Origin of the sequence: Bacteroides sp. 41_26, from assembly GCF_949740115.1 — a bacterium.
Lineage (GTDB): Bacteria > Bacteroidota > Bacteroidia > Bacteroidales > Bacteroidaceae > Bacteroides > Bacteroides nordii.
This window is the reverse complement of record NZ_CATJGZ010000091.1, coordinates 1-14,311: the sequence shown is the minus strand read 5'-3', so window position 1 is coordinate 14,311 and position 14,311 is coordinate 1. Positions and strand designations below refer to the sequence as shown.

The 14,311-nt window shown below is 43.3% G+C and carries 11 protein-coding genes; 5 read left to right on the top strand and 6 right to left on the bottom strand.

What is annotated here, in order from left to right:
- Positions 1 to 82: 82 nt before the first annotated feature.
- Positions 83 to 1,588: a glycoside hydrolase family 10-like protein gene (locus QX565_RS14230; RefSeq protein ID WP_289293172.1), complete on the bottom strand. Its 1,506-nt coding sequence runs from the start codon at positions 1,586 to 1,588 to the stop codon at positions 83 to 85.
- Positions 1,589 to 1,731: 143 nt separating this feature from the next.
- Complete coding sequence (locus QX565_RS14225; protein ID WP_289293170.1) at positions 1,732 to 3,669, bottom strand: sensor histidine kinase; 1,938 nt, start codon at positions 3,667 to 3,669, stop codon at positions 1,732 to 1,734.
- 184 nt (positions 3,670 to 3,853) lie between these two features.
- On the opposite strand from QX565_RS14225, the gene uvrA reads away from it, so the two are divergent.
- Positions 3,854 to 6,625, top strand: coding sequence for an excinuclease ABC subunit UvrA (gene uvrA, locus QX565_RS14220; RefSeq protein ID WP_289293168.1), 2,772 nt, complete (start codon positions 3,854 to 3,856; stop codon positions 6,623 to 6,625).
- Positions 6,626 to 6,724: 99 nt separating this feature from the next.
- On the opposite strand, the gene QX565_RS14215 is transcribed toward uvrA, so the two are convergent.
- From QX565_RS14215 to QX565_RS14205, 3 genes are read right to left on the bottom strand one after another with little or no spacing between them, the layout of a single operon-like run.
- Positions 6,725 to 7,210 (bottom strand): outer membrane beta-barrel protein, encoded by a 486-nt coding sequence (locus QX565_RS14215; protein ID WP_221649864.1) that lies wholly within the window; start codon positions 7,208 to 7,210, stop codon positions 6,725 to 6,727.
- 4 nt (positions 7,211 to 7,214) lie between these two features.
- Positions 7,215 to 7,445 carry a hypothetical protein gene (locus tag QX565_RS14210; protein WP_002561056.1) on the bottom strand — a complete coding sequence of 77 codons (231 nt, stop codon included), beginning with the start codon at positions 7,443 to 7,445 and terminating at the stop codon, positions 7,215 to 7,217.
- A gap of 10 nt (positions 7,446 to 7,455) precedes the next feature.
- On the bottom strand, positions 7,456 to 8,886 hold the full coding sequence (locus QX565_RS14205; RefSeq protein WP_289293165.1) for a carbon starvation CstA family protein: 1,431 nt from the start codon (positions 8,884 to 8,886) through the stop codon (positions 7,456 to 7,458).
- Between the two features lie 110 nt (positions 8,887 to 8,996).
- Between QX565_RS14205 and QX565_RS14200 the strand changes: the two genes are divergently transcribed.
- Positions 8,997 to 10,451 (top strand): glycoside hydrolase family 10-like protein, encoded by a 1,455-nt coding sequence (locus QX565_RS14200; RefSeq protein WP_221649866.1) that lies wholly within the window; start codon positions 8,997 to 8,999, stop codon positions 10,449 to 10,451.
- Here QX565_RS14200 and QX565_RS14195 read toward each other — a convergent pair whose 3' ends face one another.
- Positions 10,452 to 11,648: a hypothetical protein gene (locus tag QX565_RS14195; protein WP_289293164.1), complete on the bottom strand. Its 1,197-nt coding sequence runs from the start codon at positions 11,646 to 11,648 to the stop codon at positions 10,452 to 10,454. It abuts the gene before it with no gap.
- A gap of 732 nt (positions 11,649 to 12,380) precedes the next feature.
- Here QX565_RS14195 and QX565_RS14190 point away from each other — a divergent pair.
- The 3 genes from QX565_RS14190 to QX565_RS14180 form a co-directional block, all read left to right on the top strand.
- The gene (locus QX565_RS14190; protein ID WP_221649868.1) at positions 12,381 to 13,559 is read left to right on the top strand and encodes an ATP-binding protein; all 1,179 of its coding nucleotides are present in this window, start codon (positions 12,381 to 12,383) and stop codon (positions 13,557 to 13,559) included.
- Between the two features lie 16 nt (positions 13,560 to 13,575).
- A complete protein-coding gene (locus tag QX565_RS14185; RefSeq protein ID WP_221649869.1) occupies positions 13,576 to 14,082 on the top strand; it encodes a DUF4870 domain-containing protein in 507 nt (168 codons plus the stop codon).
- Between the two features lie 29 nt (positions 14,083 to 14,111).
- Positions 14,112 to 14,311, top strand: a 200-nt coding sequence (locus tag QX565_RS14180) for a hypothetical protein (RefSeq protein ID WP_289293163.1), incomplete at its 3' end; no start/stop codon positions are given.

The window sequence follows — 14,311 nt, the reverse complement described above, 5'->3', positions numbered from 1 at the left end:
GAGAATGGAGAGGGGAGAAGTACTATGCAGCATGATAGCGCAGCTTACTTCTCCCCTCTCCATTCTCCCTTCTCAATTCTCTTTATAGTTTAACTTTCTTATCTACCGATTTGGATTCATTATGCAAGCGGTCAAGAGCCGTCACAACATAGCGGTATTTGTTTTTCCCATTCTCATAGGGCAATTTATAAAAGTTATTGCGAGTAATAGCTACAATGTGTGAAGGATCATCAATGTTCACCTTTTCTTTATTATCAAAACGATAAACGACATATTGTACAGCTTTATCCATCTCATCTTTATATTTAGGAGCTGTCCAAAAGAGCATATAGCCATCAGCCGTCCATACTTTCTTCACTTTACGAACTTTGCCAGGCGCTTCATTATCCATAAAGTCAAAAACAGGAACCAGAGCCGGATATTTATGATATTCTTGTGTTAACGCATCCCGGTACTTACCGGCATTCTCCACCACAGCACTGGCAGGCCACTGGCAACTCCCACCAATCGTTTGATAAGCACGCTGTAGAGCCATCTTGCGAGGAAGCTGGTTGACAGAAGGGTTATTCGGATCGGCATGCTGAACCGTATTCATCACAGACTGACCAATGAATAACGGACGATTCTCTGTATTCTTAGCCCACCACTTCACCAGTGTTTCATAATCGGCACGCGGGTGTCCGATCTCCCAATATATTTGTGGAATATTATAATCTATCCAACCCTGACGCGCCCAAAGAAGAACATCAGCATACAAATCATCATAATTCTGCAAACCATTTGTCTTACTACCCAACGGATCAGTCTTTTCATTCCGATAAATACCAAAAGGACTGATACCAAACTTCACCCATGGTTTTATTTCCCGGATAGTTTCATGAATCTTTTTTATCAGAACATTGACATTACTACGACGCCAGTCGGCTTTATTAGTAAATCCGCCACCATAACGGGCAAAACTGGCATCATCAGGAAAATCCTTCCCAGCAATAGGATAGGGATAGAAATAATCATCCATATGAATGGCATCTACATCGTAACGGGAAACAATATCAGTAATAACCATGCAGATATGCTTACGACTTTCGGGTAAAGCAGGATCAAAGTATAACTGGTTTCCATAGGTAACAAACCATTCCGGATGAATATTGTACACATGATTAGTAGCCAGATCACTATTCAGATTTGTTTTTGTACGGTAAGGATTAATCCAGGCATGAAACTCCATACCTCGTTTATGACATTCATCAATCATAAATTGCATAGGATCCCAATAAGGAGAGGGAGCTTGTCCCTGTACACCCGTCAGAAAACGGCTCCAGGGTTCCAGTTGTGAAGCATACAATGCATCTGCCTCAGGACGTACCTGAAAGATTATAGCATTAATACCTGCTTTCTGCAAAGAGTTCAACTGCTCTATAAGCGTTTGCTTCAGCTTTTCGGCAGGCATCCCCTTGAATTGCCCATTAACGGTTTGCATCCATGCAGCACGAAATTCACGTTTCGGATAAGCAGTACCCGACGTCTGTGCTCCTACTCCCAAAGACAAGAGAAGGACAAACAAAGTAGTAAAGGTTCTCAGATTCATATGTTTATTCTCAATCTATTATATAGGGCGCAAAGATAATGCAAACCGAGAGTAGAATAAAATGAACTCATTCATTTTTTATGCCAAGGTGCAGCTTATCTTCGCTTTTCGAGCAAAGATAATACAATCTGCATTATCTACAACTATCCGACCGGCCATTCCACGACAAAACGTGCCCCATCCGTATAGGTTGTATCCAAGAAGATTTGCCCATCTACAATATCCATTATCTGCCGCGCAACAGCAAGTCCCAGACCTGTGCCCGGAGAGAAAGTATCTATTTTGACAAAGCGTTCAAAAATAGAGTTTTTATATTCCACATCAATACCCGGCCCGGAGTCTTCCACAATAAAACGCACCACTCGTTTCTGTTTATCTTCATCATACCGAAGACGAATCACTCCGGATTCAGTAAACTTGGCCGCATTGCCAAGAAGAGCAAGAAGTACACGCTTTACCCAAGGATAGACAGCCCGCATTGTCACAGGTACAGACAAAGGTTCATACTGTAACTCAACCCCTTTTCTCAAAGACGGAAGGACTTCGGAAATACACTCCTTACAGCAGGTATCTACATCCATAATCTGCTTAGGTACATTTTCCGTTTGAGAATCCATATCGGCGATATCAATAACATTGCTCACCAGATCAAGCAGATAAGTGTTACTCATTTCTATTTGTTCGGCATATTCCTTCTCTTCCTCTTCACTGATCCCTCCGGCAGCAATCAAAGAAGAGAAACCAACAATAGAGTTCAACGGGGTACGAATTTCGTGAGTGATGTGTTGAATAAAAGAACTCTTTATACGGCTTGCCTTAATTACAGCCTTGTTGGCTGCATCGAGTTTCTTATTCATAGCCAGCGTACGAACATAGTAATAAGTAAGGATAAGTAATAGAACGAAAATACAGCATCCACCCGTAAGCACAGCAATAAGTCTGTTCCGACTAACTTCAGCACTCAATTCAAGCTTTTCCATCTTCAGCTTATCCACATCAAACTGAATCGTATATTTACTCAGTTTATCGTCCAACTCCGCCGAACGCACTGAATCATTAACCTGAGAGTAAGAAGCATATACCTTACAAGCCTCTTTAAAACGCCCGACACTCTCCAGGCATTGCGCCTTATAAAACAAATTAGAAGGATAACAAGCACCAATAGACTTGTGATAATCCTGCAGAGAGTCCAGATAAGTCAGTACCTGATTTATATTATTAGCTGTACGGCTACACATTATCTTATATCCGAACCAGGCATCTTTAGCCATACTATCCGGATGTTTCAAATAAAGACTGTCAGCCTCACGAATATATTTTGCAGCTGCCCCCGTTCCCTTCTCGGCAAGAGTGGCAATCACCCGAAACTGTAAGAAACGCATATACAATGATTCGCGCAGTTTCTGTCCGGCAACTTTCATCTCAGTCGCCAGCTTTTCGATACGATCAAAGTATTGAAGAACATTGGAGTATTCCTGCCGGGAAAGATAAGTTTGCATTATATTCAGACAGACCACATAAGCGTCTTCATAATACTTGGCATCTTCGAATATTTTAAGAGCATTGTTATAATATTCAATACAGAGTTTCATGTTATTACTAAATACCCTGTGATTATAACCAATACACATTTCACTACAGGCCTGTCCATAGCGACTGCGACTTTTCTCTGCATCTTTATTCAACAATTCAGTTTCGGCAATAGCCTCTTCCTGCCTGCCACTCTCTGTCAATCGCTGAATATACTGACGCCATATCTGATAACGGGCATTATTCTTGTTGCGTCCGGCATGCCAGTTCATTAGTTCATATCCCACAACTTTCAGACTATCAACTTCTCCCAACTGATAATAATGGTCAAACAAGTCACCATAGGCATTCTCTATCTGAGTACTATCATCCAGCTCACGTGCCAATTTCATACACCTGTCATTGAGTGCCAGAAAACCCTCTTTAGCAATCATCTGCCGGGCACTATCAACCAAAATCTGCAAATTCTTTGTTTTGTTTGTACTCCGTAACGGGAGATTGCATAGCAAAAGAAGAATAATTAAACAAGAAATAATCCGGATGCCTTTCATGCGTTAATTCCTTATATTATCAAGATTCAATAAATCGTAACTAAATTACGACTTTAATTAACAGCGTGTTATAATATGTTTCAAAATATAACATATCTTAACCAGTTGAACAAGCAGGCTCCTGCTACGTCCTGACGATAAAATCATTAACTTTGCCAGCCATCTATAGAAAGGACCATTAAATATGTCAGAAAATAACTATATATCAATCAAAGGAGCCAGGGTTAACAACCTAAAGAATATTGATGTAAATATCCCCCGCAACAAACTTGTCGTTATAACCGGATTATCAGGTTCGGGCAAATCATCACTTGCTTTTGACACACTCTATGCCGAAGGGCAAAGGCGTTATGTTGAAAGCCTGAGTAGCTATGCCCGCCAGTTTTTGGGCCGAATGAGTAAACCGGAATGCGACTTCATCAAAGGTATCCCCCCTGCGATTGCTATCGAACAAAAAGTAAACAGCCGTAACCCCCGTTCTACTGTAGGAACTTCTACCGAAATTTATGAATACCTGCGTCTGCTGTATGCGCGTGTAGGACGAACATACAGTCCGATAAGTGGTCAGGAAGTAAAAAAGCACTCTCCGGAAGATATCGTGAATTGCATGCTTTCTTATCCGGAAGGTACACGTTATACTGTTCTCACACAAATACTTTTGCGTGAAGGCCGGACGATAGAACAGCAACTGGAGATAGACCTCAAGCAGGGCTTCAACCGCATTGAAGTGAATGGAGAAATGGTACGCATTGACGAATATAAACCAGCAAAGAATGACACTGTATATCTACTGGTAGACCGCATGTCTGCAGCAAGTACCAAAGATGCCATCAGCCGTTTGACAGACTCAGCAGAAACAGCAATGTACGAAGGAGATGGTATGTGTATGCTTCGCTTTTATCTGCCGGATGGAACAACGAAGCTACATACATTCAGTACTAAGTTTGAAGCTGACGGTATCACGTTTGAAGAACCGAATGACCAGATGTTTTCATTCAACTCTCCAATTGGAGCCTGCCCTGTATGCGAAGGATTCGGTAAAGTGATTGGAATTGACGAACATCTGGTAGTACCCAATCGTTCACTCTCGGTTTACGACGGAGCAGTAGTATGCTGGCGAGGTGAGAAAATGGGTGAATGGAAAGATATGGTGATACGCGGTGCAGAGAAAGCAGGGCTACCTATATTTACTCCTTATTTTGAATTGACGGACGAGCAACGCCGCATGCTATGGGAAGGTACAAAGTATTTTGAAGGTATTAACGCTTTCTTCAGAATGCTTGAAGAAAATCAATACAAGATACAATACCGGGTAATGCTGGCACGCTATAGAGGGAAGACACTTTGCCCTACTTGTCACGGTACACGATTGAAACCGGAAGCAGGATATGTACGGGTAGCAGGACGTAGCATATCAGAATTGGTTGATCTCCCTATCACAGAATTACAACAGTTTTTTGATACCCTGCAACTGGATAAACACGACACAGAAGTAGCGCGCCGCATCCTGTTGGAAATCAATAGCCGTATTCGTTTCCTTATTGATGTGGGGCTGGGATACTTGACCTTGAACCGGTTAAGTAACTCGCTTTCGGGTGGTGAGAGCCAACGCATCAACCTGGCAACTTCTCTGGGAAGCAGTCTGGTAGGTAGCCTTTATATTCTTGACGAGCCAAGTATAGGTTTGCACAGTCGCGATACAGACCGCTTGATCCGCGTCCTGCGCGAATTGCAGGCATTAGGCAATACGGTCATAGTAGTAGAACACGACGAAGAAATCATCCGTGCTGCCGACTACATCATAGACATCGGTCCGAATGCCGGACGTCTGGGAGGAGAAGTAGTTTACGAGGGTGATATGAAAGATCTGAAAAAAGGAAGTAACAGCCACACGGTACGCTACCTGCTGGGAGAAGAAGAAATACCTATACCGACACACCGACGTCCGTGGAACAACTATATAGAAATAAAAGGAGCACGCGAGAATAACCTGAAAGGAGTAGATGTACGTTTCCCGCTAAATGTAATGACGGTAGTAACCGGCGTTTCCGGTTCGGGAAAGAGCACGCTGGTACGCGACATATTTTACCGGGCATTGAAACGTGAATTGGACGAGTGTAGTGATCGTCCGGGAGAATTCGTTTCTATCGGAGGAGATATCCAGAACTTACGTAACATCGAATTCGTTGACCAAAACCCGATTGGTAAATCTTCCCGTTCCAATCCGGTTACGTACATTAAAGCATACGACGAAATTCGTAAACTATGGGCAGAGCAGCCATTAGCAAAGCAGATGGGATATACTGCCGGATTCTTTAGCTTCAATAGTGAAGGAGGGCGCTGTGAAGAGTGTAAAGGGGACGGAACGATCACAGTAGAGATGCAGTTCATGGCAGACCTTGTACTGGAGTGTGAATCCTGTCATGGGAAACGCTTCAAAGCAGATACACTGGAAGTAAAGTTCCATGATAAGAATATATACGATGTACTGGAGATGACCGTAAATCAGGCTGTAGAATTCTTTACCGAGCATGGCCAAAAGAAGGTAGTGAAAAAGCTGATACCGCTACAAGATGTAGGTTTGGGATATATCAAATTGGGTCAGTCCTCCTCTACCCTGTCGGGAGGTGAAAACCAGCGTGTAAAACTGGCATACTACCTAAGTCAGGAGAAAGCAGACCCGACACTCTTCATCTTTGATGAGCCTACCACAGGCTTGCACTTCCACGATATACGAAAATTACTGGAAGCATTCGATGCATTGATCCGCCGTGGACATACCATTATCATTATCGAACACAATATGGATATGATAAAATGCGCCGACCACATAATAGATCTCGGGCCGGAAGGCGGTGATAAAGGTGGATATATCGTAGCTACAGGAACACCGGAAGAGGTAGCAGCCTGTGAAACAAGCTATACGGGACAATTTTTACAAGCAAAGCTTGCTTAAAGAGAATGGAGAAGGGAGAATGGAGAGGGGAGAAGTACTATGCAGCGTGATAGCGCAGCCCACTTCTCCCCTCTCCATTCTCCCTTCTCCATTCTCTTCTCAGAAGTAGAATCCGAAACCTATCTTAATACCGAACTTGGATAAATCGCTGTCATTAAAGCGCCATTTGTAGTATACAGCCGGTTCAATGGTTACTGTTTTTGAAAGGAAATATGCATATCCTGCTTCAATTCCCAGTCCCCATTCCGTCCCGCTATGTCCGCCTTTCATACGATAACGGTTCAGATCAATACCTGCTCCTAAATAAACACCTGTTTTATTAAAGTAAAAACGACCACCTGTTCCTATCGTATACACATCTATCGGTTTACTCCAATCGGCACTGGCTTCTACCATTAAAGCAATGCCTTCTGCAAGGAAAGTACCGGCTTTGGCACCAACACCAAACTGTGCTTTCTCACTGTTGCTATATGAGAAATTCAATCCGGTCAATGACGGATTAATAATCCACTTTCCTTGTTCAAACTGTGCCCGAGCGCCTAATGAGGCTACCAACAGGCAAATAACCAATGCAAATTTCTTCATACATTCATTTCTTTAAATTATTATAATGTTCTTCTTCACGACGCCGTTGCTGCATCTTCTCTTTTTTTCTCAGCACCAGCCAGAGGGCAAAGACGATGACATATGAAACGGCAAGAGTAACATACTTCTCTGTATCGCTTACTTCCGTATTGCGCGGCAACAAATAGGCAGCCGTCACAGAAACATAAATAAGCAGGGCAAGAGTAACCCCGGTTGATTTCTTTATTTTCTTCATTAGGTCTAAATTAATCATTCAATCTCTTTTGAGCCGAACGCCCTTTCCATACAAAAAACCAGATGGCAGCCACTAACGTGCATACTCCTCCAATACTATAGGATAGCGAATGCAAAAGTGCCAGTCCTTCTGGAGCGATGCAGATATAAGTAGAGCAAACAGCCGTCATAAACAAAGCAGGTATCAGTGTTATCCAATATGGTTTCTTTGAACGGGCCAGATAGACTGTAATAGCCCACAGGGTAAACACAGCAAGCGTCTGATTGGCCCAAGCAAAATACCGCCATATCATATTAAAACCGTCAGCATCACGCAGGCTGTAAAGCAACAAGCCGATAGCTACCACAAACATCGGAATACAAATGTATAAACGGCGACGCATACTTTTTTGTTCCATTCCCAAAAAATCGGCTACGATAAGGCGAGCCGAACGGAAAGCTGTATCACCCGAAGTTATAGGTGCAGCAATCACACCCAGAATAGCGAGTACACCACCTACAACACCTAACCAGCCTTTCGTTATCGAATCTACAATCACCGAAGCATTGTTCTCCTCCATCCCGTTTTCGTGGAAAAAATAAGTAGCAGCTGCCGCCCAAATCAAAGCCACAATGCCTTCAGTAATCATAGCGCCGTAAAAGACAGGGCGACCGTGACGTTCGGAGGTCATACAACGTGCCATCAAAGGGCTTTGTGTAGCGTGGAAGCCAGATATAGCCCCACAAGCAATACTAACAAACATGATTGGAAAGATTGGCAGTACGGCAGCATCAGGATTGGTATTCTGCAATCCGTCCCACAATTCCGGCAAAGCAGGATGATGTACATAAAGCATCACTACAATACCTACTGCCATAAACAACAGTGCAACAGCAAAAATAGGATAGATCTTGCCAATAATCTTATCGACCGGCAATAAAGTAGCAATGATATAATAAGCAAAAACCACTATAATCCAGAAAGTAGCGTCCAGCGATTCCGGCGTAAGTTTGGCAAGTAACCCGGCAGGACCAGCTACAAATACAGAACCTACCAAAATCATCAGAATTACGGTAAAACCGCGCATGACCTGCTTTGTCGTCAATCCCAGGTAACGGCCTACGATTTCGGGCAGACTTTCTCCCCCATTCCTCAGTGAAAGCATTCCGGCAAAGTAATCATGAACAGCACCGGCAAAAATACTACCGAACACAATCCACAAATAAGAGGAGATACCAAACTTTGCTCCCATTATCGCACCGAAGATAGGACCTAATCCAGCGATATTGAGAAACTGAATCATAAAAATCTTCCAGGTGGGTAGTGGAATATAATCCACTCCATCTGCCTTAGTAAGGGCGGGAGTTTTACGGTCATCGGGTCCGAAAACGCGTTCCATAAAGCGTCCGTAAGTGAAGTACCCGATAATAAGTGCCAATAAGCACAGTGTGAATGTAATCATGGCGTGTTATTCGTTTAACTGTGGCAAATGTAACATAATCTCACGAAACGTACAAGAATACCGACGCTTTTGCTAACTTTGCTGCCATTTATAACAATATTCAAACTGCAATGCGCCGGTATCTCACTATTTTACTCTTTCTACTGTTGCTAGCTCCTGTAGAGGCACAGCCCAAATATGAAGTTCGTGCAGCCTGGGTGACGGCTGTATATGGATTGGACTGGCCACGTACCAAAGCAACCACCCCTACTGCCATCCGACGCCAACAAGAAGAACTGACTGATATACTCGATAAACTGAAAGCTGCCAATTTCAATACTGTTCTTTTCCAGACACGTACGCGAGGAGATGTACTTTACCATTCTTCTATCGAGCCCTATAATTCTATCTTGACCGGAAAAGTAGATGGCGATCCGGGATACGACCCGCTTGCCTTTGCTGTGCGCGAATGCCACAAACGTGGAATGGAATGTCATGCCTGGATGGTAGCTATTCCTTTGGGAAACAAAAAGCACGTGGCCAGCTTAGGAAATAAATCCGTTACTAAACAAAGAAAGGAGATCTGCATCCCCTATAAGAATGAATATTTCCTCAATCCGGGGCATCCGTCTACCAAAGAATACCTAATGAAACTGGTGCGCGAAGTCGTAACCCGCTATGATATAGACGGTGTACACTTTGATTATCTGCGCTATCCGGAGAATGCTCCCCGCTTTCCGGACAACTACGATTTTCGCCGCTATGGAAAAGGCAGGACGCTGGACCAATGGCGCCGTGACAATATCACAGATATTGTGCGCTATATATATAAAGGTGTAAAAGAGATTAAACCGTGGGTTAAGGTAAGTACCTGCCCGGTAGGAAAGTACAAAGACACATCACGCTACTCTTCCAGAGGCTGGAATGCCTTCCATACTGTCTATCAGGACCCACAAGGCTGGTTGGGCGAAGGTATACAAGACCAGATTTACCCAATGATGTATTTCCGCCAAAATAATTTCTACCCCTTTGCTCTCGACTGGCAGGAACAATCTAACGGACGGCAGATCATACCGGGATTAGGTATTTACTTTCTGCACCCGAGCGAAGGAAACTGGGTACGGGAGGACGTAGACCGACAAATAAACTTCATTCGTGCACATAAGCTGGCAGGAGAAGGACATTATCGTGCCAAATTCTTAATGGACAACACACAGGGAGTCTACGATGAACTGGCAGAAAACTTTTATGCCTATCCGGCACTGCAACCGGCCATGCCCTGGCTGGACAATGTTCCCCCCACTGCCCCGGAGGAACTGCGTATTACAGAAACAGCAGACGGATACACCCAGTTGACCTGGAAAGCTGCCAAAGACAATGACCCGGTGAATGCCCCCCGTTATGTCATTTATGCTTCGGAAACTTATCCTGTAGATACTACAAAACCAGAAAATATCATCGCCCAAAGTGTGCGGGGTACAGAATATGTATATACTTCTCTCCTGCCATGGGACAGAAAGAAATACTTTGCAGTAACAGCTATAGACAGATATGGAAATGAAGGAAAAGCCATACAAGAAAGATAATCAAAGCGTCATCTCACACATTATCCAGGCCCGGTACACACTTTTATTCGTGACCGGAGTCAGTGCCATGTAACCATCAACCACTCTTCCGTCTTTTATCTGTAAAGGGAATTTAGTCTTCATCTCTTCGTGTATCTGCAAAGCTTCACCGGAGACCGGATGGTAAGTAATGGAAAAGCGTCCGGTGGTCCCGGAAGCAATATACTTTTTATGAATGAGGTGAGCTACCACCCCCATATTCATCCGCAAATTGACCTCTACACAAGGATGAATTCTATATTCTACCTCCGTTGAAGGAAACCGGCAAATCATCATATCTACCCCAAGATACCCCGAATAACCAAAACCAAAACAAGCCGATAACTCTTCTTCCAACTGATACCTTAACTTGCTGAAAGCTTCCTTGCAGACATAAACGGAAAGCCTGCGTTCAATCTCTTCATCCGATAGCAGTAAATTGCCTTCGTATGCTCCGCTGCCATTAGTGGAGAATACAGAATAACCGACAAAGTCCACCTTTCCTCTCCCGTCCGAATAGAATTCCATAGCAAAGTCCGCCACCTTATTATATATAGGTTCTGCCACTACTCCACCCTGTAAAGCTGCCACACGCTTACACCAGCCGGCGATAAAAGGAGTAAATACGCCTTTACACCAGTTCAAGCCCTTTCCACTACCCGAAAGCGGGGCTTTCAGCAAACAAGACGAATGCCGTTCTACAAACTGCTGCCACTCCTCCAGAGCGGTCAGATAAAAAGATTCTCCGCAGAAAAGCTCATCCAACTGCAAATGAGATAATAACTCCACCGCACGACTTCTGTGTGAAAGGACACGCAGTTTTTCCAATTGAGATAATGCTGGTAATTCCGACTCCAGTACTCCCAAAAGTTGTAACCTCTTTCTTAAAGCCGGGTTCCACCCCCAAGGCATCGGTTGCAAGTTCTCTTCCGAAGCTACTTCCGGCTCCGTCATCAATTCTACAGGTAACGACAAATGCTGCTGCATCTCGCGAAGAAAGTCAAGATTATAAGCCGAAGGTGCCAGTACCGCACTTCCGGGAGAAGCATACCATACCGGCAATAATGCCAGATCTGCCGCCATCTGCCGGGCAGAGGCAGGAGGCATATAATTCACATCCCCACTTGCCAATGCCAGATCATGGTCCGGATTAAAGATATAGAGAGAACGATTTATCATTTTATTTTCATTATTCACATATTACTTACACATATCCATCTTTTCCCACTCCTGACTAACAAGCATTCCCTGTCTAAAGGACAGACCAGCGAATAAGGCAGTTCACATTTCGCAAATATACACAAGAAATAGCACTTTCCAGTAGTAAAACCGGTACTTCCTCCGAATTCCAATGCACTTTCGGTCAAGTTGAATCGCAATATCAACCGAAGAGAATCGCAATATCATACCGAGAAAAGCCTCTTTTCATCCGAAGAAAACTTTATTATCTTCCTATGAAAGCCTTTTTGCCTCCAAACCGCCCTTTTTTTCACCTGCATCCATTTATTAGCAAAATTCCCATCGATCTATCCGGCAGGCAAAAAGAAAGAAGAAACAATATTTATTCTCACAAATAGCCCCAAATAAGCAAACTTTTACTACATTTGCAACCCAACATACAAAGAGAGTAGCAAAAGAACAAATCCCTAATTGAAATAACTGAGTTTTTTCGTTTCAATCGCCCCGGTGATCACCCAAAACCCTTCCCGAAACAACAGGAATATCACTTTGACAAAACGACAAAATCCAGTTCCGATCACCATCACCTGGTGAACTTTTCCCGCACGGGAAGCATACCTCCTTGTAGATGAAGTACAAACTTACTTAAATAAAAGTACAATTTTGCTATCTCTACTTTGCAATTACCAGAAAAAGAACTATATTTGCCACCCGTAAAACCTAAGAAAAGAAATGGAATCATTCTACCGCACACATGCTTACCTTGTTGAGCACACCAATGCTCCTGTCCGTCGTGACCTAATGGACGAAATAGACTGGAGCGACCGCTTGATTGGTATCAAAGGGACCCGTGGCGTAGGAAAAACCACTTTCCTCCTCCAATACGCTAAAGAGAAATTCGGAACAGACCGTTCATGTCTTTTTATCAACATGAACAACTTCTATTTCTCCGGCCATAGCCTTGTCGATTTCGTCAATGAGTTTCAACGCCGGGGTGGAAAGGTATTACTGATAGACCAGGTGTTCAAACATCCGGACTGGAGCAAAGAACTACGGATGTGTTACGACCGTTTCCCCAATGTGAAAATTGTTTTCACAGGTTCATCGGTGATGCGACTGAAAGAAGAAAACCTCGAACTTCGTGACATTGTGAAGAGTTATAACCTGCGGGGATTCTCCTTCCGTGAATACCTAAATCTTCAGACCGGAATGAAGTTCCGTGCCTACTCGCTTGAAGAACTGCTCAGTAACCACGAACAGATAGCCAAAGGGATACTTTCCAAAGTTCGCCCCTTGGACTTTTTTCAGGATTATCTGCACCATGGTTTCTATCCGTTCTTTCTTGAAAAACGTAATTTCTCGGAAAACCTACTCAAAACCATGAATATGATGGTAGAGGTAGATATTCTTCTTATCAAACAAATTGAACTGAAATATCTCTCAAAGATAAAAAAATTACTATATTTGTTGGCTGTAGACGGTCCCAAGGCCCCCAACGTGAGCCAATTGGCTACCGATATACAGACATCACGTGCTACGGTAATGAACTACATCAAGTATCTGGCAGATGCCCGTCTTATTAATCTGGTATATCCAAAGGGAGAAGAATTCCCCAAGAAACCGTCAAAGATTATGATGCACAACTCCAATCTGATGTATTCCATTTATCCGGTGAAAGTAGAAGAACAAGACGTACTCGACACTTTCTTTGTAAATTCATTGTGGAAAGACCACAAGGTATATAAGGGAGACAAGAATGCCTCGTTCCTGGTGGATGAAGTGATGCCGTTCAGGATATGTTGCGAAGGGGTGAAAATAAAGAACAATCCCGGTGTGACGTATGCTTTGCAAAAAGCGGAAATAGGCAGAAGTAACCAGATACCTCTTTGGATGTTCGGCTTTTTATACTAACACTTAATAAAATGCCATGGATTACAAGAAATTAGAAGAGTTAAACAATTTGCGTCTGTCAGGAGCACTGACTGAAGAAGAATTTGAAACAGAGAAAAAGAAACTGTATGATGAAGACTTTCCTCCCATAGCAGAGCCACTACCATTCGGGTTACAGGAAAGTTCATACTTAGGATTAATGAATTTTCTGATATTTGTCCCCTATGTAGGCTGGGTCGCACCGCTTGTACTATGGGTTATGGGCAAAGAGAAATCAGAAAAAGTGGACGAACAGGGAAAATATATCCTGAATTGGTATATTTCCTGGTTTATTTTCGGAATCATTCTTCTGGCTATATTCTTTGCATGTTTCATACCGGGACTAATCGGTGGAATAGGTTCTCCGTTAGGTGTAATCTTCACTTTCTGGCCGATCACATTGCTCATCGGTATCATGGCAGTTGCCTTCCCCATTATAGGAGGCATTAACGGGCTGAATGGAAAAACGTGGAAGTATCCACTCTCTATGCGAATTTTGAAATGATTTATTTACTTAAATATTAATTTTTAGTTATGACTAAACAGAAGAAATTCATCACTTGTGATGGTAACCAGGCTGCTGCACATATCTCGTATATGTTTTCTGAAGTAGCTGCCATCTACCCCATCACCCCCTCTTCTACAATGGCTGAATATGTAGACGAATGGGCTGCCGCAGGACGTAAGAACATCTTCGGCGAAACAGTATTGGTACAGGAAATGCAATCTGAAGG

Excerpts from the sequence above, each read along its gene's own strand:
- QX565_RS14230 (WP_289293172.1), bottom strand. The coding sequence starts at position 1,588 with ATGAATCTGAGAACCTTTACTACTTTGTTTGTCCTTCTCTTGTCTTTG.
- QX565_RS14225 (WP_289293170.1), bottom strand. The coding sequence starts at position 3,669 with ATGAAAGGCATCCGGATTATTTCTTGTTTAATTATTCTTCTTTTGCTA.
- uvrA (WP_289293168.1), top strand. The coding sequence starts at position 3,854 with ATGTCAGAAAATAACTATATATCAATCAAAGGAGCCAGGGTTAACAAC.
- QX565_RS14215 (WP_221649864.1), bottom strand. The coding sequence starts at position 7,210 with ATGAAGAAATTTGCATTGGTTATTTGCCTGTTGGTAGCCTCATTAGGC.
- QX565_RS14210 (WP_002561056.1), bottom strand. The coding sequence starts at position 7,445 with ATGAAGAAAATAAAGAAATCAACCGGGGTTACTCTTGCCCTGCTTATT.
- QX565_RS14205 (WP_289293165.1), bottom strand. The coding sequence starts at position 8,886 with ATGATTACATTCACACTGTGCTTATTGGCACTTATTATCGGGTACTTC.
- QX565_RS14200 (WP_221649866.1), top strand. The coding sequence starts at position 8,997 with ATGCGCCGGTATCTCACTATTTTACTCTTTCTACTGTTGCTAGCTCCT.
- QX565_RS14195 (WP_289293164.1), bottom strand. The coding sequence starts at position 11,648 with ATGATAAATCGTTCTCTCTATATCTTTAATCCGGACCATGATCTGGCA.
- QX565_RS14190 (WP_221649868.1), top strand. The coding sequence starts at position 12,381 with ATGGAATCATTCTACCGCACACATGCTTACCTTGTTGAGCACACCAAT.
- QX565_RS14185 (WP_221649869.1), top strand. The coding sequence starts at position 13,576 with ATGGATTACAAGAAATTAGAAGAGTTAAACAATTTGCGTCTGTCAGGA.